Raw genomic sequence first — 23,101 nt, 5'->3', positions numbered from 1 at the left:
TGGTCAGCTCAGCCGGGCGTCGGCGTAGAGGACCATCGCATCGCGCTGGTATACGGCCAGCCCGTCGGCGATCTTGTCGTAGTTCGCACGGATCTGCGGATCGTCGACGTAGGTCTGGCCCAGCCCCTTGTACGCGACCGCGTTCGGGGTCCAGAAGCGGCAGATGCCTTGGTAATGGGCGTCCATTTCGGCCTGCACCGCGGGATCGGCAACCGGTGTGCCGGCCACCATGAACTCCGCGATGCGGATCATCTGCGCCGTCACTTCGCGCTGCCACCGCTCCATGTCCTCGGAGCTCATCGTCTCAAGGGCCTGCTGGGACTGCTCCCATGCCTGAGGCCACCGCTCGCGCACCTCGGCCTCAGCGGGGGAGGGGTCGAATCCCTCGAACAGGTTCTCCGGCCTGTTGATCTTTGTCATGCCGTTGTTCTCCTTGTCTTCCTCCAGTTCGGCGATGGTGCGGCCGACCGTGCGGGCGAGAGTCTCCAGCCGGTCCCGTTCCGCCAGCAGCCGTTGGTGGTGCTCGCGGAGCACGGCCACCTGATCGGCCTGACTGTCCAGGACCGCACGGATCTCGCGGAGTCCCAGGTCCAGCTCCCGCATCAGCAGGATCTGCTGCAGCCGTAGCAGATCTGCCTCTTCGTAGTAGCGGTGCCCGTTGCTCCCGATCCAGGCCGGCGGCAGCAGGCCGATCTCGTCGTAATGCCGCAGTGTCCGGGACGTCACCCCGGACATCCGGGCCACCTCCGCGATCGACCAGGCCATTGCCCTGCCTCCCATCGCCGGGCCGGTCTCTCCGGCCACAGAGAAGACGGTAGGAGTTGACGCAACGGAAACCGCAAGCCGGATCGGTGTCCGGATCGACGTCCGGATCGGCGGGACCACTACTGCGGCGTTGTCCGATGGACCGAGCCGCAGGACCCACGGAACCCTCGCATTGCTTACGAGGAGAGATCACGGTGCCGTGGAAGCTGTGGGCTCGGCGGTCGGAGAGGGTGGGCACGGCTGGGAAGTCTTTGAGCGCGTTGATTGTTCGAAGCAGGACCGCGCCCCTGCACCTGGCCGGACTGCACGACGCCGACATTCGTATGGTCAGCGCGTTGATCCGAAGGGAACGGCTCAGGAGCAGGCCCGGACGGCGTTGTCCCAGGCGTGAGGACTGCGGTAGTGGTTGTTGTGTCCTGCGGCGAGCACGAAGCGGAGTTCAGCTAGGTGCGTCGTGTTCGTCGGGAGACTCAGTTGGTCAAGGAGGGGCAGCGCGGCAGCCGGTTCCAGGTCGCCGTAGACGTCGTGATAGCTGGCCAGCAGGCCCTTGAAGAGCGCTGAGTGCAGTGCGGGGAGCCGTACCGCGGTGCCGTACGTCGCTTCCTTCGCCGGCCAGGGCACCGGGCCCGAACACTCCAGAACGCGGCGGGCCCGGCGGATCAGGGCTTGTGATCCTTCGTTCAGCACTCGGTCGATGTCATGACCGAGGACCTCGGCGAAGGCCGTTGCGGCGGTACGCCGGTCCTCGAACCAGTCAACCCACAGCGAGTAGGTGAGAGCCTCGGCGTCCGCCTCCGCTTCCAGCCTCTGGCGATAGTCGTCCCAGAGCATGTCAGCCGGCAGGTGCCCCTCCGGGCTCTGTGCCGCACTCCGGATCTCGAACGTCACCCAGTAATCGTTGAGGAGGTCCAACAGTCCGAAGGCGAGCCGCACTTGGTTCACTGCGGCCAGGCACTCGTCAGCGAACACCTCACCAGCCCACGAATGCGCGACTTCGTTGGCCGTGAGCAGCTTGTGCGGCGCCTTGGCCTCGACCCATCCGTCGCCGACCTGCCTCACGCCGCGATCGGCCAGCCACCGCCGCGCCTCCTGCATGGGTTGCGTCTCCATCTGGGAAGTATGACGAGCCCGGCAAGGTACGAAAACAGGTCGTGGACGGGCGCGCTCCGGCTGAGGAGCGTGCTCGCCGGTCAGATCTGCTTGGGGGGAAGGGGAGTCGGGTAGGGGGTGATGGGAGTGGTGGTAGTGATGGAGGCGTCGATCTCCGTGAGTTGGGGGTGATCACTACACTCCAAGCGCATGACCTACATCTTCGACGTGTTCACCGGGGCGCGTGACGGCGCCACCCTCACCGGCAGCGTGCAGTACCGCGACCCCGATAACTACGGGTTTTCCCAGGGTCCCGAGTTCGGGCTGCAGCTCATCATGGATGCGTGGAAGCAAGGCGGTGACTTCGGCGCGGGCCCCGTATCGGCCGCGACGGAAGCCGAGTTCGAGGAGCTTTTCGAGCTCTATCTCGGCCGGAAGGTACGCGTCGACGAGGAGGGCTACCTGCTCGAAGACGACTCCAGGAGCGTGCGCATACCTCGCGTCAAGGCGGAGGAGTTCTACAAGGACACGCTGGGCGGCGGGCGCGGCTTCTCGGATGGCACGCACTACATCGATCTCGCACCTCAGTCTGCCGAGTTCGCACGCCGTACCGCGGAGATAATCGTGTCATTTGAGCTCAGCGAGGATGACTCTGATGAGCTCGACGAAGACGAGGGAGGGTCCGCCTACTTCACCCTCGAAGTGAGCGATCCCCGCTATCTCGAGCACTTCGCCAAAAACGTGTACTTCCAGACGGCCTTCACAGGCCACCTCCCCTGAAACAGAGCACGGTCTTCAGTGGGAGAGGTGTGGCAGCAGCGCCCTTCCGCCTCAAGCGTGGTGCCGCGGAACGGGATCGGGCCGTCGCCGCCCTGCGACGACCGACCGTGCGGCGGACCGGTTCAACTTCCTGCCGCGACAGCACAGTTCATCGCCGGCATCCGCATGCCCGACAGCAAGAACACCGCAGGCGGGTTGGCTCGGCCAGGGGCCTTTCGGCTCTCGGGTGGGCTGATGGCCGGCCCGCTGGGTGGTCGATGCCCCAGCGGGCCGGTCACCCAGCGGGCGGGTCACCCAGCGGGCGGGTCACCCAGCGGGCCGGTCACCCAGCGGGCCGGTCACCCATGGGGCCGGTCGCCAGCCGGGTTGGGCTTCGCACGGCTGGTCAGTCCGTGCCGAACTCCATCGCGGCGCGGTCCAGCATCTCGTCGTCACCGGAGACCTCGCCGCGCGAGGCGATGGCCTCGGCGCCGCCCTCCGGCATGGCGCCGATCAGCCCGGTCGCGGCCGCCTGGGCCGCACCGATGGCGGGAGTGGCGGAGGCGCCGATCAGGCCGAGGCCGGCGTACTGCTCCAGCTTGGCGCGTGAGTCGGCGATGTCGAGATTGCGCATGGTGAGCTGGCCGATGCGGTCCACCGGGCCGAACGCCGAGTCCTCGGTGCGCTCCATGGACAGCTTGTCCGGGTGGTAGCTGAACGCCGGGCCGGTGGTGTTGAGGATCGAGTAGTCCTCACCGCGCCGCAGCCGCAGCGTCGCCTCGCCGGTGACGGCCGCGCCGACCCAGCGCTGCAGGGACTCGCGCACCATCAGCGCCTGCGGGTCCAGCCAGCGGCCCTCGTACATCAGCCGGCCGAGGCGCCGTCCCTCGTTGTGGTACTGGGCGAGGGTGTCCTCGTTGTGGATCGCGTTGACCAGGCGCTCGTACGCCGCGTGCAGCAGGGCCATGCCGGGCGCCTCGTAGATGCCGCGGCTCTTGGCCTCGATGATCCGGTTCTCGATCTGGTCCGACATGCCCATGCCGTGGCGGCCGCCGATGGCGTTCGCCTCCATCACCAGGTCGACGGGGGAGGTGAACTCCTTGCCGTTGATCGTGACCGGGCGGCCCTGGTCGAAGCCGATCGTCACGTCTTCGGTGGCGATCTCGACCGCGGGGTGCCAGAACCGCACGCCCATGATCGGTTCGACGGTTTCGACGCCGGTGTCGAGGTGCTCCAGGGTCTTGGCCTCGTGGGTGGCGCCCCAGATGTTGGCGTCGGTGGAGTACGCCTTCTCCGTGCTGTCGCGGTAGGGCAGGTCGTGGGCGAGAAGCCACTCCGACATTTCCTTGCGGCCCCCGAGCTCGGTCACGAAGTCCGCGTCCAGCCAGGGCTTGTAGATCCGCAGGTGCGGGTTGGCGAGCAGGCCGTAGCGGTAGAACCGCTCGATGTCGTTGCCCTTGAAGGTCGAGCCGTCGCCCCAGATCTGTACGTTGTCCTCGAGCATCGCCCGGACCAAAAGGGTGCCCGTGACGGCGCGGCCGAGCGGCGTGGTGTTGAAGTAGGCACGCCCGCCCGAGCGGATGTGGAACGCCCCGCAGGTCAGCGCAGCCAGGCCCTCCTCGACCAGTGCCGCACGGCAGTCGATCAGGCGCGCGATCTCGGCACCGTAGGTCTTCGCACGGCCGGGCACCGAGGCGATGTCGGGCTCGTCGTACTGGCCGATGTCGGCGGTGTAGGTGCACGGGATGGCGCCCTTGTCGCGCATCCACGCGACCGCGACCGAGGTGTCGAGGCCGCCTGAGAAGGCGATGCCGACGCGCTCGCCGGCGGGAAGGGAGGTGAGGACCTTAGACATAGTAAGAGTATGCATAATCGCGCATGATCATGCAATGTTTCGTCCGTCTGCCGCACGGCATTCCGCTGATTCCCGCGACGGTGTGCACGGCCCGCGTCGTCTCCGTTTGGCCGGCCGTGGAGCGAGTGGGGCGGTAGGTCAGTACGCGGCCGTGAATCTGGCGCGGTGGTGCCTGGGCTGCTCGGCCTCGTCCAGTAGTGCCACCGCGAGGTCCTCCATGGAGATCGCCGAGTTGCCCTCGGCGTCAATCAGCAGTTCGTCGGTGCCCAGTCGGTACGTGCCGGTCCGTTCTCCTGGTTCCAGCATTGCGGCGGGGCTGAGGTACGCCCAGTCCACCCCGGTCTCGGCGCGGCAGGCTTCGAGCTGGTCGGAGCATGCCTGTGCGATGTCGCGCCAGGCAGCGGGGAAGTCCGGGTCGTCCATCACGGTGCCACCGCCGGTGCCTGGCACGGTCAAGGTGGCAGCGCCGCCGACGATCAACAACCGAACGCCGGTCCCGTTGAGTCCGTCCAACAGCGCCTTGGTGGTTCCGACCAATTCCCCCTCCCGGCCGGGTGCCGGACGGGTCGCGCTGATCACGACGTCTTGGTCGATGCTCAACTCGGCAACGTTCTCAACGTTCCCCGCGTCGCCGGTACGGGCGTCGGCGGCAGCGGGCAGCGCGGGGAAGCGGGCCGGATCGCGCACGACCGCGGTGACTTGGTGTCCGCGGGACAGGGCTTCGGTCACCACTCGGCTTCCCACGTTTCCGGCTGCTCCGAACACGGTTATGCGCATGGTTTCTGCTCCATTTCGTTGAGTTGCTTGAGTGGGTGCGTGGTTCAGTTGGTTGATGAGGCGCGCGAGGGCGCGCCAGGGTGACTGTGGGGTGCTTGGCCTGCGGAGGGCTCCGGTTTCCGAGGCTCCGATGGGCGTGCTGGCCGGCGTGCTCCGCCTCCGGTCTGGGCTGCGACGAGGGCGGCGAGGACGATCAGCCCGCCCAGAACCTGCGTCGTGGTGAGTTCCTGGCCGAGGGCGACCCAGCCCAGGGTTGTGGCGACCACGGGGCTCAGCAGGCCGAGGAAGGTGACGCTGGTGGGGGGCAGGGCCCGGATCCCCCGGAACCACAGGGCGTAGGCGAAGGCGGCGCCGATGACTGTGAGGTAGCCGTAGCCGGCCAGGTTCGCTCCGCTCAGCGTCGCGGGCGGCGGTCCTTCGACAAGGAGGGCGACCGGGAGCAGCAGTGCGCCGCCGGCGACGAGTTGCCAGCCGGTTGTCGCGAGCAGGGGTGCGGGCGAACGCCACCGTTTGCTGAGGACGACTCCGGTGGCCATGACGGCCGCGCTGCCGACTGCCGCCGCGACACCGAGACCGTCCAGTCTCGCGTCGGCCTGGAGGACGAGCAGACTGACGCCGGCCACCCCCGCGACGCCGGTGATCGTGGTGCGCAGGGACAGGCGCTCGCCGAGCAGGCCGGAGGCGAGGACGGCGACCAGGAGTGGTTGCAGTGCGCCGATGGTCGCGGCGACCCCGCCCGGCAGCCGGTAGGCGGCGACGAACAGCAGCGCGAAGAAGGCCCCGATGTTGAGGGCGCCGAGCACGAGTGCGCGCCACCACCAACTCCCTTGGGGGAGACGCCTGGTGAGCGCAACGAGCAGGAGGCCCGCCGGCAGCGCGCGTATCACCGCGGCGAGGAGCGGGCGGCCCGGTGGCAGTAATTCGGTGGTTACGAGGTAGGTGGTTCCCCAGATCATGGGCGCGAGCGCGGTGACGAGGATGACCCCGAGTCGATTGCTTAGCACTAAGGTAAAGTACCTTAACGCTAAGGGAATGGCTAGGCTGGGATCATGGCAGATCACGTTGACCGTGTGTTGGAGCAGTGGGCCGCGCGGCGCCCTGACCTGGATGCGTCCCCGATGGCGGTGATCGGGCGCCTGAAGAGGCTCTCCCGACTGGTCGAGGCCGAGCTGCGCCGTACGTTCGCCTCGCACGGGCTCGATGCGGCCTCGTTCGATGTTCTCGCCACCCTGCGTCGCAGTGATCCCCCGCACCGCCTCACCCCTACCGAGCTGATGCGGGCGGCGATGGTCACCTCGGGGGCCATCACCCAGCGCCTCGACCGTCTGGAGGCTCGCGGCCTGGTCACGCGTATCCCCAGTGAGTCGGACGGCCGCGGCGTCCAGGTCGCTCTCACCGACGACGGTCGCGCCCTCATCGACCAGGCACTGCCCGACCACGTCGACACCGAGAATCGACTGCTCGCCGCGCTCACCACAACCGAACGCGACACCTTGGCCGATGCGCTGCGGGCTCTGCTGGAGTCGCTCGGCGACAGCGTGGACCGACCCCGCTGATCGTTGTCGCCAAGCGTGGGTGAGGCAGATGGGGCCGGCCGCCCCGCTCGGGGCGAATCCGTGTGGGGGGTCGAGGCGACCGGGCCCGGTGCTCCGCAGGGTGGGGACTACGCGACCTTGACGGGGAGGGCGTCGTCCTCGTCGGACTCTTGTGGATTGTTCCAGTGGCCGACGAGGTCGGCGTAGAGGGGGGGAGGTGGCAAGCAGCTCGGGGTGTGTGCCCGCCAGGGGGCCGTTGTCGGCGAACAGCAGGACGCGGCGGGCGCGGCGGGCGGAGGTGATGCGGTGGGCTATCACGATCAGGGTTCCCTCGCGGGCGGCGAACGCCTGCTCGGCCCGGGCCTCGGCGGCGGGGTCCAGATGGCAGGTGGCCTCGTCCAGGACGACGATGCTCGCCGCGGACAGGTTGACCCTGGTCAGCGCGATCAACTGACGTTCGCCGCTGGCGAGTTGGGATGCACCTGGTCCGAGGGTGGTGTCGTACCCGCCGAGCCAGCCTCAGGTCCAGTTGCAGTCGTCGAGGGCGACGGGGTCGTCGCCGGTGAGCATCTGCAGGGCTTCGATGTCGAGTTCCCTCACGGATCACCTCCTCTCGGGTGCGGGTGTCGGGTCGCGGCGACTGGCGCAGGCCGGACTGGAGGCCGCGCGGCAGTGGGGCACCAACCGGGGCGTGGGCGTGGCGCTGCACGCGCTGGGGGTGGCCACCGGCGGCGCGGAAGGGCTGTCGTTGCTCGCCGACGCGGTCTCCCGGCTGGAGGAGTCGCCGGCCAGACTGGCACTGGCCCACGCGGTCCTCTCCCTCGGACTGCTGAGCCGGAACCAGAACGGGCCGGACGCCGCCGCGGAGCACTTGAGCCGGGCCGTGGACCTGGCACGCGACTGCTCCTCGCCCCCCTTGGCGGAATACGCGGGCCACGCCCTGGCCACCGGCCCGGAGCGGCACGGCACCAGCCACGGTCTGACCCGCCAGGAGCACAAGGTCGCCGTGCTGGCGGCCAGCGGCTCGACAAACCGCCAGATCGCGCAGGAGCTGTACGTGTCGGTCCGCTGCGTGGAGCTCCACCTCTCCGCCGTCTACCGGAAGATCGGCATCTCGGGACGCCGTGAACTCCCCCAGGCGATGACCGGCGCCGCCGCGGCCGCCGCACGGTGAACCGCCCGCGCGTGCCGGACTTCGGCAGCGCGGCAGGCGCCCGCACCACCTCCCGGGTGTCTCGGGGGCGGCCCCGCAGAACAGTGAAGGTGGGCAGCGGATCAGCGGCCCCGGCGGAGCGCCTGGAAGGCAGACGCTCGGCTGGGGTTTCCCAGCCGAGCGTTTTGCGTGGGCGGCCGTTGAGTTTTGTTGCCCCGATCCAAACCGCAGCGCCCAGGAAGCGTCTATGACCAGCGGAAACACCTCACAGGCAGCACGCCGCGCCACGTGAGATTCACTCGGCGACGCCGGGAGCCTTCCGGGCCGACGCCGTCCGGCCCGGCGTTGCCCAGTGGCTCAACGCGGCAATCCGGGTACGAAGAGTCACGATCGCTCCCTTCTCCCGCTGCGAGGAACTCATGACGACTGCCGAAGACCTGGACGAGCTGGACCGGCACCGCGAGCGCAACACCGGCAAGGCCGCCGACGAGGTGCGGTCCCGGATCGACGAGGCCGGGGTGGAGTACGTGTACTACCAGACGGTGACGCTCACGGGCCGGGTCATCGGCAAGGTGGTTCCCGCGCGGCATCTGACGCGCGCTGTCGAAGGCGGTGTGCAACTGCACCGCACCGGGCTGACGGACCTCCACACCGACCGGCACGGCACCCTGCTGGGGGGTGGGTGCGGGGCGGCCGAGTTCACGGCGATGCCCGACCTGGACACCTTCGCCGTACTGCCCTGGGACAACCGGACGGCCCGCTTCTTCTGCCGGCTGTACGAACCCGCGCACGCCGCCGAGGGCACCGCCGGCCGGCCCCTGGCCACCGATCCGCGTGGCAACCTCGCACGCGTGCACGCCGGTTTCACCGCCCGGACCGGCCTGGAGGTGCGCAGCGGCTGCGAACCCGAGCTGTCCTGGGAAGGGCCGGGTCTGGAGCCCCGCTTCCGGCCGCACACCAGCACCGCCTACCACGTCGATCACCTGGAGCGGTACCGGCCCGTCCACCAGAAGGTGATCGCCTACGGACAGGCCCTCGGCCTCGACATGATCGAGGGCGATTACGAGGACCCCGGCCAGCTCGAACTGAACTGGATGTTCGGCCCCGCGGACCGCACCGCCGACCGGCTCATCGTCCACCGGCAGATCTGCCGGCAGGTCGCCCGCGAACTCGGAGTCACCGTCAGCTTCATGCCCAAGCCCGCCGACAACAGGAAGGGCAACGGCTGCCACCACAACCTCAGCCTGTGGCGCGGCGAGGAGAACGTCCTTGCCGATCCCGGCACACGGCGGTTGCACCTCACCGACATCGGTCGGCACGCCCTCGGCGGCATCCTCGCCCACACGCCCGCCATGACGGCCGTCATGGGACCGACCGTCAACTCCTACAAGCGGTACTGGCACGCCGGACAGTTCGCGCCGACCCACGCCAACTGGGGCATGGACAACAAGTCCTGCGGCGTCCGGCTCCCGGCCAACGGACGCCTGGAGTACAAACTGCCGGACGCCATGGTCAACCCCTACCTCTCGCACGCAGTCCTCATCGCCGCCATCGAGGACGGCATCAAGAACCGGACGGACCCCGGACCGGCCCAGGTGGGAGCGGGCACCACCGCGACCGGCGGCACGGGCGCCGCACTGCCGCTGACCCTGGGCGAGGCGGTGGAGCGGTTCGCCGCCGACCCGGTCGTCACCGGCGCGCTCGGCCCGGAACTCACCGAGCTGTACCAGTCCCTCAAAGCCGACGAATGGGCCCGCTTCTGCGGTGCCGTCACCGACTGGGAACGCACCATGTACGGCCAGGAGGGCTGCTAGGCACGGTCTCCGCACAAGGCCGGTGCGGACTGGTCTCCGAACAAGGCCCGTGCGGGCGAGTACGAAGCCTTGGCCCTCTCGGCCTCCGGGCTACCGCTGGTCGGGGAAGTGGCTCAGCAGGAACAGGGCGAGCCCCGTGACCAACTGCATGCGGATCCGCGCCTCCCTGGCGTTGGAGGGGCCGGGGTGGGAACCGCCGGGGTGGAGGATGTCCCAGACTCCCGCCATCAGGCGACCGCCGTCCCGTGCGGGCAGGGGCCTGCCGGGTTCGAGGGGCGGTTGCGGTGCGTTCTTCGCCTCCACCACCCAGAGTTTCCTCATCGCTCCGCCGGCCTGGCTGGCTCGTCCCGTGTCCTCGTAGTCCGTGTGCTCGACGGCCAGGCTGACGAGCAGGCTCTCCAGCGCACTGCGCAACTCCGCGTTCGCCGACGTGTGAACCTGGTCGGCCAGGTGCTGGACGGCCTTCGCGTAGTGGTCGGAAGCCACTGTGTAGCCCCGACCGAGAAGCTCCTCCTGGAGAACGGTGATCTCTTCGTGGAGAGGCGCCGGGCTGGGGTCGTAGGGCAAGATCTTGCCGAAACAGCCGGACCCGTCGCCTTCCAGCACCAGAAGTTCATAGCCGTCACTGCGAAGACTCTCCTTGAGGCCGCGCCAGAGCTCCTGTTCCCACTCCTCGGATTCGGAGCGAGCATCGACGGTGTACCGCACGAGCCCTTCCGTGAAGGCGAGAAGCGCTCCGTGAGCTTCTGCCCGGCCTCGCTTCGACTGCCTCCGCGCTGCGAACAGAGCCTTCGTCAGCACGTCATGCCGGGCCAGAGAAGGGGCGGGCGGCTCCACGCAGACTTCGGAGTCCAGCAGCAGGTCCTGGAGATTCCGCTTGGGTACTTCGCGAGCGATCTGGATCAGCCGACTGATGGTCTTCCCCGACAGGGTGTTCATGCCCTCCAGTTTCGGGGTTGGCGGAGCGCCTCGCATGGGATTCTTCCGTCGTCCTCGGGGAGGTTGGGCCGCGTCATTCCGAAATCACCGCTGCACGCGCAGCGACGCGGCGAACACGCAGAAGTGGCGACGGTCGTTCGGACATCAACGGGCCGATGTGTCGGACGAGTTGGTGGTCGGAGAGGCCGTCGCCCCGCCGGGGGCGGTGTGGCCCTGGGGGGTTCGGCTGGCCGAGGGGGACGGTGAGGGGGTTGTGGTGGGGAGGTGCGTCGGGTGGCCTGTCCGCTCGGTTGGTCCTGGTGTGGGGGTGGCCGGCGTGGTGCGCCGCGGGGGTCGGATCGGGTCGGTGCCCGGTGGCCGGGTGTTGGAGGGGGTGCCGCGGCGGGTGGGGTCCGGGGAGGAGGGGCGGGGGGAGGGGCCGGTGGGGCGGAGCGGCGGCGAGGGGCGCACGGGGTCCGGGGAGGAGGCGGGGGAGGGCTGTTGCGGCGGGGTCGCGGGGGTGAGCGCCACGTAGCCGACCGCGGCGGCGGTGGCCGCGGCGGCGGCTGCGAGAGGCATGCCGAAGCGGCGCAGCCAGGGCTTGGGAGACGGCCGGTGACGGCGGCCCGGATGCGGGCCGGGGGGCCGTGCGGGCCGTAGGTCCCGGATGTCGATCAGTTCGGCGCGCGCCGCGAAGGCCCGGCGCAGCCGCTCCTCCACAGGACGCGCGGGGAGGTCGTCACCGGGCGTTCCGTCGCCGCTGTCGCTGCCGTTCATGAGCGCGCCTCCAAGATCTTTTCCAGTGCGTCCAGCGCGCGGCTGGCCAGCGACTTCACCGCGCCGCGGCTGATGCCGAGGGTCGACGCGATCTGGGCCTCGGTGAGGCTGCCCCAGTAGCGCAGTACGAGCACCTCGCGGCGGCGGGCGGTCAGCCCGTTCAGTGCGGCGAAGACCTCGCGGTGCTCCTCGTCCAGCACGATCCGCTCCTCGGCGGACGGCGCGTCCGCCTCGTGCGGCGGCGTGTAGGCGCGGGCGGTGCGCCGGCGCCGCAGTACCGAGCGGGCGGCGTTGACGACGGCGGTGCGCAGGTAGGCCAGCGCGTTGTCGACCTCGTCGAGCCGCTCGCCGTGACGCTTGTAGAGGGCGGCGAACGCGTCCTGGACGACGTCCTCGGCGGTGGCGCGGTCGTCGACGAGCAGGACGGCCAGGCGCACCATGTTCAACCGGTGCGCGTGGTAGAGCTCGCTGATCGTCGGCGGCGGGTCGGCGGGCCCGTCGGGTCCGGGCAACCGCGCTCCGAGGGCCGCCGGTTGGTCGTCGGCGAGGGGGTGCGCGTACGCCGAGTGCGGGGTTTCCCGGCGCGTCGTGGCCGGGCGGACGCCGCGCCGCAGCCACTGCCACAGGCCGTGCCGCGGCCCCGGTACGGCGAACCGTACCGGGGCGCTGTGCTGGAGGGTGGAGAGCTCCATCGGTTCCTCGGGGCGGGCGGGCCGGGCGCCTCAGGCGCGCCGGCGGCGGGCCGCGTGGACGGCGCCGCCACCCGCGGCGACGAGCAGGGCCGCGCCGCCGCTCAGCGCGAGGGTGGTCGTGGCGGAGGCGCCGGTGCGGGCGAGTTCGTCGCGGCCCTCGGCGGGGGAGGCGCTCGGCCGCGGGCGCTCGGCGCGCTTGTCGGCCGGCCGGGGGCTGTCGCCGCGCTCGGCGCCGGGGGTCGGCACGGGGCCGGTGGGGGAGGCGCTCGGTGTCGGGTGGGTGCCGGGAGCGGTGGGGGAGGTGGGCCGGGGCGAGGGCGCCGCGGTCGGGCCGCCGTCGGACGGCCGCGGGGGCTCGCTCGGCCGGGGGGCCGCGGTGGTCGGGGACGGAGTGGCGGCACCGGCCACGGGGCGCTCCGGCTTCGGTGACGGCGTGTCGGCCTGTGCGGCGGAGGCCGAGGACAGGGCGGTGAGGGCGAGCGCCGCCAGCAGGCCGGTGGTGGCCGCGCCACGCAGCAGGGTGCGGGCTAGGGGGCGGGTGGCGTCGGAGGCGGCGGACGGCTCGTGGGGTGGGGGGTGTGCGAGAGGTTCACGGTGGGCTGCTCCACGGTCGACGGGCGGCGCCTGTTGGCGCCCTCACCCGTCACGACGTGCGGCGGGGGGCGAGGTTGCCGACCGGTGGAGAAAACTTTCGACGCGCCGGGGGACGCCCGTCCATCGTCCAACGCCCGCGCTCCGCGCCGTTGCGCTGCCCGTGCTCCGCGCCGTTGCGCTGCCCGTGCTCCGCACCGTCGCGCTGCCCGTGCTCCGCGCCGTCGCGCTGCTCGCGCTCCGCACCGTCCGGGGGCGGGCCGCCCACCCCCGCATCATCCGGGGCCCCTGGCGACGCCGACGGTCTCAGCCGACGCTCTGGAGCAGCTTCTCGACGGCCTTGACCCGGTCGTTGAGCTCCGTCAGCCGCGCGCTCATCGCTTCCTGGCCGGCGTTGACCTGCTCGGCGAGCTTGCGGTACTCCGCTAGCGCCGCGGCGTCCGCGCGGTGACGCTGGAGCTTGAAGTACGAGGCCACGATCGTGGTGACCGAGGCGCAGAACATCAAGAGGATGGCTATCGGAATGATCGTGCTGCCGCTCATGTACGCGTCCCCTTAAGGTCGTTCGGTCCCTCCGCGGCCGGCGGCTCCACCGCGCCGTTCGCGTCCTGGCTGTCCGCCGGCTGTTGCGCCCGCGCCGCCCCGGACCGGTCCTCCTGGAGGGCGGCGAGGACGGTGGCCACGTTCAGCGTCAGCTCGAACGGGGCCAGTTCGAAGTACTTCAGTGCCTTGCCGTCCTCGGACAGCTCCAGCCGGCCCACGACGAGCCCGGCCTTCTCCAGACGGTCCAGGTGCATGTAGAGCAGCGGCCGGGACATCTCCAGCCGACGGGCCAACTCGCTGACGTACAGCCGCCCGTCGGCGAGCTCGGCGATCACCCGCAGGCGCTGCGCGTGACCCACGGCGGCGAGCAGGGCCAGCAGCTCCTCGCTGTTCATGCCCACCTTCTCGCCGTTCCGCACGCCTGTCAGCCTCACCGTCCTGCACGCCTGTCAGCGGAGACTTTCGCATGGCGGGACGGGCTGTCAAGCCAGGTCGGCGGCCCTTGGAGCCCCTCACACCCAAGGCGGCTGCCGGCGATGTCAGTTGACGACTCGTTACGACACCTGTAATTCTCCACTGACACGTGCACCAGTGGGGGGCGCGGCGTGCTGTCGAAGGAGAGCTGGGTCCGTGACGTACGACGGGGAAAAGCGGCCGGTCACCGTGAAGGTGGCGGCCTGGAGCGCGCTGCATCCGTGGCGCGCGCTGGCCGGATGGCTGGCGTTCGTGGTGCTGTGCCTGGGGGTGGGCCTCGCGATGGGAACCCACCAGGCCACCGGGGAGGATCACCGCGTAGGGGAGGCGGGCCGCGCCGAAACCCTGGCGGCCCAGGGGGATGTGGACCAGGAACCGGTCGAACAGGTACTGATCTCCGCCCGGTCAGGTCCGCTGAACCGCGCCGCCGCCGACGCGGCCGCCCGGGACATCACCGCACGGATGCGGCGGCTGCCCCAGGTGGCGCGGGTCGCGCCGCCGGTCCGCTCGGACGACGGCGGCACACTGCGCGTCGAGGTGACCATGAGGGGCACGGAGGCCGACGCCGACGACCGCGTCGCGCCGCTCGTCGCCCAGACGGAAGCGGTGCGGCGCGAGCACCGCGCCCTGCGGGTGGAGGAGACCGGCAGCCCGTCGATCAGCGCCGGCGTCGATACCCAGCGCGACGAGGACCTGGCGCTCTCCGAAGCGATCACCGTGCCGATGACGCTGCTCACCTTGCTGGCCGTCTTCGGTTCGGCCTTGATGGTGGCCGTCCCGCTGCTGCTGGCGCTCAGCTCGATCGCCGCCGCCGTGGGACTGTCGATGATCGTCTCGCACGTGCTGCCGGACGCCGGGGTCGGTAGCAGCATCATCATGCTCATCGGCATGGCGGTCGGCGTGGACTACACGCTCTTCTACCTCAAACGCGAGCGCGAGGAACGCGCCCGCTCGGACGGCAGGTTGAGCCCCCAGGCCCTGGTGGAGCTGGCGGCGGCGACGTCCGGCCGGGCCATCGTGGTCTCCGGTTTCGCTGTCGTCGTCTCCACCGCCACCCTCTACCTGGCCACCGACGTCGTCTTCTCGTCGCTGGCGACCAGCACCATCATCGTCGTCGTGGCCGCCGTCCTCAGCTCGATGACGGCGCTGCCCGCCCTGCTGGTCAAGATCGGCCAACGCGCCGAGCGGCGGGCGGCCCGCCGCGACGCCCGGACCGGCGGACGCGAGGGCCGCCGGCCCCTGCTCCGCGCGCGGCACGGGGCGGAGGGCCGGGCGGCCGGCGGTGGGCGCGTCTGGGGCCTGCTGCTGCGGCCCGCGAGCGAGCGGCCGGTGCTCACCCTGTGCGTGTCGGTGCTCGCGATGCTGGCGCTCGCCGCGCCCGCGCTCGGCATGGAGCTGCGGGTCCTCAACAAGGACAGCCACTCCCGGCAGATCCCCGCGCTGCGGAGTTACGACCGGCTCACCGCCGCCTTCCCGGAACTGCGCACCCGCCACCGGGTCGTGGTCCGCTCCGACGCCGGACGGTCCGGTCAGGTGAGCCGGGCGCTCGTGCGGTTGCGGGAGCGGGCGCAGGCCGATCCGCTGTTCGCCAAGGAGTCGGAGCCGGTGCGTACGTCGAAGGACCGGCGGACCAGCGTCATGGAGCTGTCGGTGCCCTACCGGCTCAGCTCGCCCGAGGCCGTCGCCTCACTCGACCACCTGCGCACGGATCATCTCCCGGCCACGGTCGGCAAGATCACCGGAGTGGAGTACGCGGTCACCGGCGACGTCCCGCATGACACGGACTACCTCGCGCACCAGGACGAGAAGCTGCCGCTGGTCGTCGGAATGCTGTTGCTGCTGACGTTCCTGCTGACGGCCCTGGCCTTCCGTTCCGTGGTCCTCGGTCTGCTCGGGGTCGTGCTCAACCTGCTGTCCGCGGCGGCCGCGTTCGGTCTGGTCGTCGTCTTCTTCCAACACGGCCTGGCCTCCGCCGTGTTCGGCTTCGACGCCTCGGCGACCAGCGCGATCGGCTCCCGGGTCCCGCTCTTCCTCTTCGTCATCCTCTTCGGCCTGTCGATGGACTACCAGGTGTTCGTCGTCAGCCGCATCAGAGAGGCGGCGCTGGGCGGCGCAGCGACCCGGCAGGCCGTCCTGCACGGCATCGGGTCCTCGGCCAAGGTCGTGACCAGCGCGGCGGTGGTGATGGTGACGGTGTTCGCCGCCTTCATGTTCCTGCACCTCGCCGAGATGAAGCAGATCGGCTTCAGCCTCGCGGTGGCCGTCCTCCTGGACGCCTTCGTCATCCGCGTCATGATCCTGCCCTCGGCGCTGGTCCTTCTGGGGAAGGCGAGTTGGTGGCCTTCGTCGGCGATGCGCCGGGCCCAGGAGCGCGGCGGCCGGAGTGAGCGGGGCGGATCGGAGGACGCTCGCGCCACCCGCGAGGAGCTGCGCGCGGGTCTCCGTGGAGGCGGTCGGTAACCGTCTCGGTGGGCTCGACAACCACGAATCGCGCGCGCTCACCGGCAGGCGGCCGGGGCCCGCAACTCATCGAGCCGATCCTCGAAGACCTGGGTACCGTCCCGCGACCGATGACGTATCCGCCGGCACCCGCGCGGACCTGGCACTGGTCCGGGGCGGTTGCCGGGGAAACGCCACCGAGATCACCGACGAAGTGCTCGGTCAGAAGGCGGAGTTGGCGAACCAGTGCGACAACAGCTCCTGGTCGCCCGCGTACTCGACGGTCCCGGTGTCGAGGTGCGGGCGGCCGTAGACGAGCAACAGGAGGTCGGCTGCGGTCGCCTGGACGGTCGCGTTCGCGGTGACGTCTGCCGCGGCGCCGGTTTGGTCGATCCCGAAGCCGTCGGGGCGCAGGCCGACGAGCCAGTCGGCGTTCCCATCGGTGGTGCGGAAGCGGATCGTCTCGCCGGTCCCGCGCAGGTTGGCCACCTTGGGTGCGAAAAAGGTGGCGAAGGGCAGGTTGACAAGGAACTCGTCGATCCCGTCGACGGCGAGCGCGCGGTCGATCGCGGGCGTGCGTCCGAGGGCCAGTTCGGCGTCGGCCCGGTGCACCAAGGTCTCGAAGAGCATCCTGCGCGCCCAGAAGCGGGCGTGCTGGTCGGCGCCCCACGCCCACATCGACAGGTCCGGGTCGGTGGCCGCGAACGCGTCGGCGGCCACGGCCGCGCTCTCGTCCAGCCAGTTGGGATAGGCGTCCGTGGTCGTCGGGAGTCGAAGGTCCACCTCGCGGCTGCGCGGGGGGCTTTGGACGCGTGCGTGCAGCAGGGTCGAGAACCAGCGCTGCACGCTGCCGGTGTGCTTGACCAGGTCGGCCAGCGTCCAGTTGGGGCAGGTGGGTACGGGGGTGGCCAGGTCGGCCCCTTGGAGCGCGGCGGTGAACTTGGTGGTCTCGTCCGCCACGGCCGCGCGGTGGTCGAGGGGGTGCTGCCGTGTGGTCATGGTGTCGTTCCTTCGGGCGGGTCGGCCGGTGGGCGGTCTGACCTCGGCGCGCACAGCCTCGGCCGCGCGGGGCAGCTCACCATCCAGGGAGATTTACGTCATACATCATTGAGACCCTCAAGTAATCAGGATGAGGTGAAGGTAATCCTCAATGGTTGAGGGAGTCAAGTAATCGTGCCTAGGGTGGAGCCATGACTCGCCCGAAGCCGCCCGCATCGCTCTCGGCCTCTCCGTCGTCGGTTTCCCCCTCCTCGGCTCCGTCGCCGACGGCTCCCGCGCCCACGCCCGTGCAACTGATGGACCAGCTCGCGCAGGCCGCGGCCCTCTACTACCGGAACTTCGCGGCCGTGGCGGCGGAACGTGATCTCACGCTGATGCAGGGCAAGATGCTCGGCCTGCTCCGGAGGCCGATGCCGATGCGGACCCTTGCCGACCTGCTGGCCTGTGACGCCTCGAACGTCACCGGCATCGTCGACCGCTTGGGGGCGCGTGGTCTGGTGCGCCGCGAGGCCGACCCTTCTGACCGGCGGGTCAAGATGGTGGTCCTGACCGAGGAGGGCGAGGAGACCGTTCGACGGATCCGCGCCGAGCTGATGTCCAACCTCACGGGGCTGGAAAGTCTGGGGGAGGAGGACCGGCGGGCCTTCCAGCGCCTGCTGAGTCACGTCCTTCCCGCCACCGGCTCCTCCGCCTGACGGCCGCCCTCTCCGCCTGGCAGTCACCGTGTCCACCTGATCCGCCCTCTCCGCCTGAGGGCCGCCAAGGCCGAGCCGACAACCGCCCGCTCGTGATCGGGATCACAGGGTCGCCGACCGGCCGGGCGGAATGCCGTGACCACCGGGGCGGTTGACCCCACACGCATTCCATGCACGTTGCACATACCGTCTGGTACCTACGAGGAGCACCCCCGTGACCGTCACCGCGTCCGCCGCCTCCCGCGCGGCCGAGATCCTTTCCCGGCCCGTCACGCTGAACGGCCTGACCGTCCCGAACCGCATCGTGATGGCGCCGATGACGCGCATGTTCTCCCCGGGCGGCGTCCCCGGTGAGGACGTGCGGTCGTACTACGCCCGGCGCGCCGCCGCGGGTGTGGGCCTGATCGTCACCGAGGGGACCTACGTCGGCCACGAGTCGGCCGGGCAGAGTGACCGGGTGCCGCAGTTCCACGGTGAGGAGCAGTTGGCGGGGTGGGCGAAGGTCGCCGAGGACGTGCACGCGGCGGGCGGCACGATCGTGCCGCAGCTCTGGCACATCGGCATGGTGCGCAAGCAGGGCGACCCGCCCTACGCCGACGCCCCCGCCGTCGGCCCCTCCGGCATACGCGTCGACGGCACCGAGGGCGCCGGCAAGGCGATGACCCGGCAGGACCTGGACGATGTCATCGGCGCCTTCGCCGAGGCCGCCGAGGCCGCCGAGCGCATCGGCTTCGACGGCGTCGAGCTGCACGGCGCCCACGGCTACCTCCTCGACCAGTTCCTGTGGGCGGGGACGAACCGCCGTGCCGACGCCTACGGTGGCGACCCCGTGGCCCGTACGAAGTTCGCGGCCGAGATCGTGGCCGCGGTCCGTGAGACCGTTTCGTCCGAATTCCCGGTCATCTTCCGCTACTCGCAGTGGAAGCAGGAGGCTTACGACGCGAGGCTGGCCGAGACCCCGGAGGAGCTGGAGGCGATCCTCACGCCGCTCGCCGCGGCCGGCGTCGACGCCTTCCACGCCTCCACCCGCCGCTACTGGCTCCCGGAGTTCGAGGGCTCGGACCTGAACCTGGCGGGCTGGACCAAGAAGCTCACCGGCAGGCCCACCATCACCGTCGGCTCGGTCGGCCTCGACGGAGACTTCATCCGGGCGTTCGCGGGCGAGGGCGCCCCGGTCCAGGGCATCGACAACCTCCTCGACCGCCTGGAGCGCGACGAGTTCGACCTCGTCGCCGTCGGCCGCGCCCTGCTCCAGGACCCGGAGTGGGCGGCGAAGGTCCTGGGGGACCGGTTGGCGGAGCTGAAGCCGTACGACGCGGCGGCGCTGAAGACGCTGAGCTGAGCGGTAACGACCTCCGTACGTGGTGGGGGCGGCGTGTCGCAGCCGTGGAGGCGCCGCCCGGGACCACCTCGCGCGTCACGGTAATCACGTTGTCGATCTGGCGTGGCTCCGTCAGGATCTAGCCATGGAACAGCCCGCTGAAATCCTCCGCTCGGACCTGGTCGAGCTGCGCCGTTGGCGTGGGCGCGACATCGAGGTCCTGGACCGGTTGATCACCGAGTCACGTGAGCACCTGCTGCCCTGGATGCCCTTCGCGTCCAGCCATGACCGGAAGCAGGGCGAAGGGTTTCTGGCGCTGTGCGAGGAGGAGTGGGCCTCGGGGCAGGCGTACTACTACGCGATCACCTCGGGTGGTGTGGTGATCGGGAGCTGCAGCCTGATGCGGCGGATCGGTCCGGGCGGGCTGGACATCGGGTATTGGCTCCACCACGCGTGGACGGGGAAGGGGTTGGCCACCATGGCTGCCGCTGCCCTGGTGGACGCGGGGCGCCGGATGCCTGACATCGATCGCATCGAGATCCATCACGACGAGGCGAACCCCGCGAGCGGCGCCGTGGCCCGGCGCCTGGGTTTCACCGAAGTCGAGCGCGTGCGGGTGCCGGAAGGGCCCGAGGCGCCGCGCGAGACGGGGATTCGCGTGATCTGGCGCCTGCGGACCCGTCCCACCGAGGGGCGCCGCGGTGAGCGGTCTTCGTGAGCGGTCTCTGCGGCGTCCCCCCGGGTGGCAGTTCGGATCGGTGCCATAGCGGAGAAACTCACTGCTTCGGTCAATAAGCGGACATCGATGACTGTTTTCGGTCGGAGTCCGTCACATGACGCTCTGTGCGCGATCGTCCGGTCTTGAGCGCGGTCATCGCGGGATCGCCCTCTTGGCGGGCGGCGCGACAGGAGTCGGTCATCCGGTTGTTGCCGGAATCTGGTGGAGAATTTCCTGTCTTGGTGTGTAAACGGTGAAGAAAAGCGACCGAAAGTGCGCATCTGGTTTTGACCGTTGATCGTCGGTTCGGTCATGGTCGGCCGTATGCCCGCCACCCTTCCTTCCGCGGCCGGCGGTCCGCTGCGCATGCGCGACTTCCGTCTCCTCCTCGCCGGTGCCGCCGCCGGCCAGCTCGGATCCCAGGTCACCCTGGTCGCCCTGCCGCTCGTCGCGGTACTCGAACTGCGCGCCCCCGCCTTCCAGGTGGGGCTGCTCACCGCCGCCGAAACGGCCGCGTTCCTGCTGGTCGGATTGCCCGCCGGGGCGTGGGTCGACCGCATGCGCAAACTGCCGCTGATGATCCGGGCCGATGTGGTGCGGGCCGTCGCCATGGCGAGCGTCCCGTCGGCCGCCCTGGCCGGTGTGCTGACGATGCTGCAGCTATACGTCGTCGCCCTGGTCACCGGTGTGGCGACCGTCTTCTTCGACGTCGCCCACCAGAGCTTCCTACCGCGACTGCTGCCCACGGAGCAACTGGTGTCCGGCAACGGGGCGTTGGAGACGATCCGCTCCTCGGCCCAGGTGGCGGGCCCCGGACTCGGCGGTGGACTCGTCCAACTGCTGGGCGCCTCCCTGGCCGTCGTCGCCGACGCGGCCGGCTATGTCCTGTCCGCGTTGTTCCTCTGGGGCATCAAGCAGCCCGAGAGCCGTCCACCCCGGGTCGCGGGTTCCTCCCTCCGCCAGGACATCGGCGAGGGCCTGCGGTTCGTGTTCGGGCACCGCCTGCTGCGCGTGATCGCGCTGACGACCGGCCTGGCGAACTTCTTCACCGCGACACTGATGGCCACTCAGGCCGTCTTCCTCGTCCGGGTGCTCGGGCTGGCCCCGGGAGTGGTCGGCCTCGTCCTGGCCGCCTCAGCCCTGGGCGGGCTCGCCGGCGCACTGTGCGCGGGCCGGCTCGCCGCCCGCCTCGGCCAGGCCCGCGTCATCTGGCTGTCCGCGCTGACCACCGGCCCGTTCGCGCTGCTGTGGCCGCTGTCCGGGCGCGGCGCCGGCGCGGCACTGTTCGCCCTCGGCTCCGCAGTCGTCTTCTTCGGCGCCGTCGTCTACAACGTCGCCCAGGTGAGCTTCCGCCAGGCCCTGTGCCCGCACCGGCTGCTCGGCCGGATGAACGCCACACTGCGGTTCCTGATGTGGGGCACCCTGCCGCTCGGCGCCCTCGCCGGCGGCGCGCTGGCCGACGCCTTCGGGGCCCGGGCCGCCCTGGCGTGGTGCGCGGCCGGATTCCTCGCCGTGCCGCTGCCGTTGCTGCTCTCCCCGCTGCGCCGGATGCGGGACCTGCCCGCCACCGGACCCGACGAGGACGCCGCCGCGGCCGACGCCGCGACCCCGCCCGCCGCCGCGTCCGTCGGCTGACGACCGCCGCGCTCCCGGCCGTCCCGCCCGGCCTCCCGCCCAAGCCGCCTTCCGTACGGCCTGTCCCACCCACGCCGCCTTCCGCACGGCCCGTCCCGCCCATGCCACCCTCCGCGGTGCGCGTCAGCCACGACAAAGAGGATCACGTGCTCAGCATCACGAGCCAGTACCTGGCCCGCTACCGGCGACTCGACACCGGCGACCCGCTCCTGTTACCCGTCACCGGCGCCCAGCGTCGCTTCGCGCTGGTCCGCGCCATGGACCCCGCGGGGCGGCCGGATCTCGTGCCGATGTTCTACGCCTTCCCGCGCGGCACGGTGGATCCCGTACGCCTCGCCGCCGCCGCGAACCGGATGGCCGCACTGCACCCCGTGCTCCGGGCCCGCCCCACCGTGGTGCGCGGCACGCCCGCGCTGCGCCTGGAGCAACCGCGGGTGCCCGTGCGGCGGCTGGACCGCGGGCCCGGCGAGGACGCGGCCACCGTGCTGCGCCGCGCCCTGTCCCGCTGGGCGCCGCAGGGGCCGCCGCTGCGGCTGTTCCTGGTGCCGGACGGTCCGGAGGACACGGAGGAGATCCTCGCCGTCGTACTGGACCACACCGCGTGCGACGGACAGTCACTGGCCCGGATCGTCGGGGAACTCGGCTCCGGCTACGCCGACGGACCCCGGACGGACGGCCCCTCTCCCGCCGACATCGCAGCCGAGCTGGCCGCCTACCGCGACGCCGTGCTGCGCCAGCTCGACGCCGAGGAACGCGCCGGCTCACCCGAGGCGATGGCCTACTGGGGCGAACGCCTGCGCGCGGTGCGCGAACGGGCCCCCGTGCCACGGCCGGAGATGCTGCGCGCCGACATGCCGCCCAGCGGCTCGGCCGTGCTGCGGATACCCGCGCCCCGCGACGGCGTGCCCTTCCCCGAGCTGCTGGGCGCCTGCCGTGCGGCGGCAGCGGCACTGTACGGAGCGGGCCCCGTCGTGCCGCTCGGCTACCCGTGGGGTGGCCGGCCGCCCGGCGCCGCGCCGGTGCTCGGCTGCTTCCTCAACACCGTGGTCTTCCCGACCGCGACAGGCGACGAGCCGACCGCGTCCGCGACGGCCGACGCCTGGTGGGACGACCTGGACCATGCCGCCACCCCCTTCGACACCGTGGTGCACGCCGCACGGGCGGCCGGCTCCGGCTGGACCGGCCGGCTCGACGGCATGCTGACCGTCGACGACACCCGGCGGCACCCCCCGCTCCAACTGGGCGGAGTGCCCGGCCGGGAGATCCACATCGACGGCAGAGCCGTGCGCGGCCCGTTCGCGGTCTCCGTCACCCAGGGCCCCGAACTGCTGCTGCGCATGGTGTGGGACCGCGCGGTCCTCCCCGACCACACCGCCGAGAGAGCCTTCACCGCGCTCACCGACGTCCTGCGGACCCCGGCGCGGACAGCCGCCTGACCGGCCCCGCACCCCACGACTCCACCGACCGGACCCGCCGCGCGATCCGCGGCCGGTCCGCGCACCCCACCGACCGGGCCCGACCATGCCCGGCCGGAGAACACCCGACCCGACGA

24 protein-coding genes are annotated in these 23,101 nt (G+C 71.0%); 10 read left to right on the top strand and 14 right to left on the bottom strand.

The features are described from left to right. Window positions 1-3 precede the first annotated feature (3 nt). Together ACZ45Z_RS08845 and ACZ45Z_RS08840 are read right to left on the bottom strand one after the other, a co-directional pair. Window positions 4-765, bottom strand: coding sequence for a MerR family transcriptional regulator (locus ACZ45Z_RS08845; protein ID WP_468358332.1), 762 nt, complete (start codon window positions 763-765; stop codon window positions 4-6). A 354-nt stretch (window positions 766-1,119) separates the two neighbouring features. After that, a complete protein-coding gene (locus tag ACZ45Z_RS08840; protein WP_468358329.1) occupies window positions 1,120-1,875 on the bottom strand; it encodes a hypothetical protein in 756 nt (251 codons plus the stop codon). Window positions 1,876-2,064: 189 nt separating this feature from the next. Between ACZ45Z_RS08840 and ACZ45Z_RS08835 the strand changes: the two genes are divergently transcribed. Next, window positions 2,065-2,634: a hypothetical protein gene (locus tag ACZ45Z_RS08835; protein ID WP_468358326.1), complete on the top strand. Its 570-nt coding sequence runs from the start codon at window positions 2,065-2,067 to the stop codon at window positions 2,632-2,634. A 385-nt stretch (window positions 2,635-3,019) separates the two neighbouring features. On the opposite strand, the gene argG is transcribed toward ACZ45Z_RS08835, so the two are convergent. The 3 genes from argG to ACZ45Z_RS08820 all read right to left on the bottom strand — a co-directional run bounded on the left by argG (window position 3,020) and on the right by ACZ45Z_RS08820 (window position 6,249). Beyond that, entirely contained in the window at window positions 3,020-4,468 is a 1,449-nt protein-coding gene (gene argG / locus ACZ45Z_RS08830) for an argininosuccinate synthase (RefSeq protein WP_468358323.1), read from the bottom strand. Window positions 4,469-4,606: 138 nt separating this feature from the next. Then, window positions 4,607-5,245: an NAD(P)-dependent oxidoreductase gene (locus ACZ45Z_RS08825; protein ID WP_468358320.1), complete on the bottom strand. Its 639-nt coding sequence runs from the start codon at window positions 5,243-5,245 to the stop codon at window positions 4,607-4,609. 44 nt (window positions 5,246-5,289) lie between these two features. Next, the gene (locus ACZ45Z_RS08820; protein ID WP_468358317.1) at window positions 5,290-6,249 is read right to left on the bottom strand and encodes an EamA family transporter; all 960 of its coding nucleotides are present in this window, start codon (window positions 6,247-6,249) and stop codon (window positions 5,290-5,292) included. A gap of 45 nt (window positions 6,250-6,294) precedes the next feature. Here ACZ45Z_RS08820 and ACZ45Z_RS08815 point away from each other — a divergent pair, with 45 nt between their 5' ends. Continuing rightward, a complete protein-coding gene (locus ACZ45Z_RS08815) occupies window positions 6,295-6,801 on the top strand; it encodes a MarR family winged helix-turn-helix transcriptional regulator (RefSeq protein WP_468358314.1) in 507 nt (168 codons plus the stop codon). A gap of 498 nt (window positions 6,802-7,299) precedes the next feature. Here ACZ45Z_RS08815 and ACZ45Z_RS08810 read toward each other — a convergent pair whose 3' ends face one another. Next, window positions 7,300-7,380, bottom strand: coding sequence for an ALQxL family class IV lanthipeptide (locus ACZ45Z_RS08810; protein ID WP_468358750.1), 81 nt, complete (start codon window positions 7,378-7,380; stop codon window positions 7,300-7,302). Here ACZ45Z_RS08810 and ACZ45Z_RS08805 point away from each other — a divergent pair. Together ACZ45Z_RS08805 and ACZ45Z_RS08800 are read left to right on the top strand one after the other, a co-directional pair. Further along, complete coding sequence (locus ACZ45Z_RS08805) at window positions 7,364-7,954, top strand: helix-turn-helix transcriptional regulator (RefSeq protein ID WP_468358311.1); 591 nt, start codon at window positions 7,364-7,366, stop codon at window positions 7,952-7,954. The two genes, ACZ45Z_RS08810 and ACZ45Z_RS08805, sit on opposite strands and share 17 nt — an antisense overlap. A 398-nt stretch (window positions 7,955-8,352) precedes the next feature. Then, the gene (locus tag ACZ45Z_RS08800) at window positions 8,353-9,747 is read left to right on the top strand and encodes a glutamine synthetase family protein (RefSeq protein WP_468358308.1); all 1,395 of its coding nucleotides are present in this window, start codon (window positions 8,353-8,355) and stop codon (window positions 9,745-9,747) included. Between the two features lie 90 nt (window positions 9,748-9,837). Here the strand turns inward: ACZ45Z_RS08800 and ACZ45Z_RS08795 are convergent, their stop codons facing one another. The 7 genes from ACZ45Z_RS08795 to ACZ45Z_RS08765 all read right to left on the bottom strand — a co-directional run bounded on the left by ACZ45Z_RS08795 (window position 9,838) and on the right by ACZ45Z_RS08765 (window position 13,663). After that, window positions 9,838-10,686, bottom strand: a complete 849-nt coding sequence (locus ACZ45Z_RS08795; RefSeq protein WP_468358305.1) for a hypothetical protein — start codon at window positions 10,684-10,686, stop codon at window positions 9,838-9,840. Between the two features lie 144 nt (window positions 10,687-10,830). Continuing rightward, window positions 10,831-11,442 carry a hypothetical protein gene (locus ACZ45Z_RS08790; protein ID WP_468358302.1) on the bottom strand — a complete coding sequence of 204 codons (612 nt, stop codon included), beginning with the start codon at window positions 11,440-11,442 and terminating at the stop codon, window positions 10,831-10,833. Next, complete coding sequence (locus ACZ45Z_RS08785) at window positions 11,439-12,134, bottom strand: RNA polymerase sigma factor (protein ID WP_468358299.1); 696 nt, start codon at window positions 12,132-12,134, stop codon at window positions 11,439-11,441. Before ACZ45Z_RS08785 ends, ACZ45Z_RS08790 begins: the two co-directional genes overlap by 4 nt. A 30-nt stretch (window positions 12,135-12,164) precedes the next feature. Then, a complete protein-coding gene (locus tag ACZ45Z_RS08780) occupies window positions 12,165-12,542 on the bottom strand; it encodes an LPXTG cell wall anchor domain-containing protein (protein ID WP_468358296.1) in 378 nt (125 codons plus the stop codon). A 235-nt stretch (window positions 12,543-12,777) separates the two neighbouring features. Continuing rightward, window positions 12,778-12,993: a hypothetical protein gene (locus ACZ45Z_RS08775; protein ID WP_468358293.1), complete on the bottom strand. Its 216-nt coding sequence runs from the start codon at window positions 12,991-12,993 to the stop codon at window positions 12,778-12,780. A 38-nt stretch (window positions 12,994-13,031) separates the two neighbouring features. Further along, entirely contained in the window at window positions 13,032-13,268 is a 237-nt protein-coding gene (locus ACZ45Z_RS08770) for a hypothetical protein (RefSeq protein WP_468358290.1), read from the bottom strand. Continuing rightward, window positions 13,265-13,663 carry an ArsR/SmtB family transcription factor gene (locus ACZ45Z_RS08765; RefSeq protein WP_468358747.1) on the bottom strand — a complete coding sequence of 133 codons (399 nt, stop codon included), beginning with the start codon at window positions 13,661-13,663 and terminating at the stop codon, window positions 13,265-13,267. Before ACZ45Z_RS08765 ends, ACZ45Z_RS08770 begins: the two co-directional genes overlap by 4 nt. A gap of 235 nt (window positions 13,664-13,898) precedes the next feature. Here ACZ45Z_RS08765 and ACZ45Z_RS08760 point away from each other — a divergent pair, with 235 nt between their 5' ends. Continuing rightward, complete coding sequence (locus tag ACZ45Z_RS08760) at window positions 13,899-16,202, top strand: MMPL family transporter (protein WP_468358287.1); 2,304 nt, start codon at window positions 13,899-13,901, stop codon at window positions 16,200-16,202. Between the two features lie 201 nt (window positions 16,203-16,403). Here ACZ45Z_RS08760 and ACZ45Z_RS08755 read toward each other — a convergent pair whose 3' ends face one another. After that, on the bottom strand, window positions 16,404-17,180 hold the full coding sequence (locus tag ACZ45Z_RS08755) for a maleylpyruvate isomerase family mycothiol-dependent enzyme (RefSeq protein WP_468358284.1): 777 nt from the start codon (window positions 17,178-17,180) through the stop codon (window positions 16,404-16,406). Window positions 17,181-17,476: 296 nt separating this feature from the next. Between ACZ45Z_RS08755 and ACZ45Z_RS08750 the strand changes: the two genes are divergently transcribed. The 5 genes from ACZ45Z_RS08750 (at window position 17,477) to ACZ45Z_RS08730 (ending at window position 22,985) form a co-directional block, all read left to right on the top strand. Further along, window positions 17,477-17,875 carry a MarR family winged helix-turn-helix transcriptional regulator gene (locus ACZ45Z_RS08750; RefSeq protein ID WP_468358281.1) on the top strand — a complete coding sequence of 133 codons (399 nt, stop codon included), beginning with the start codon at window positions 17,477-17,479 and terminating at the stop codon, window positions 17,873-17,875. Window positions 17,876-18,089: 214 nt separating this feature from the next. Next, entirely contained in the window at window positions 18,090-19,217 is a 1,128-nt protein-coding gene (locus ACZ45Z_RS08745) for an NADH:flavin oxidoreductase (RefSeq protein WP_468358278.1), read from the top strand. Between the two features lie 124 nt (window positions 19,218-19,341). Next, a complete protein-coding gene (locus tag ACZ45Z_RS08740; protein ID WP_468358275.1) occupies window positions 19,342-19,914 on the top strand; it encodes a GNAT family N-acetyltransferase in 573 nt (190 codons plus the stop codon). A 324-nt stretch (window positions 19,915-20,238) separates the two neighbouring features. Further along, entirely contained in the window at window positions 20,239-21,549 is a 1,311-nt protein-coding gene (locus tag ACZ45Z_RS08735) for an MFS transporter (RefSeq protein WP_468358272.1), read from the top strand. 146 nt (window positions 21,550-21,695) lie between these two features. Beyond that, a complete protein-coding gene (locus tag ACZ45Z_RS08730) occupies window positions 21,696-22,985 on the top strand; it encodes a condensation domain-containing protein (RefSeq protein ID WP_468358269.1) in 1,290 nt (429 codons plus the stop codon). Window positions 22,986-23,101 lie beyond the last annotated feature (116 nt).

Source organism: Streptomyces sp. NPDC031210, assembly GCF_055570395.1.
The sequence above is the reverse complement of the archived record's forward strand: the minus strand, read 5'-3'. Positions and strand labels throughout refer to the sequence as shown.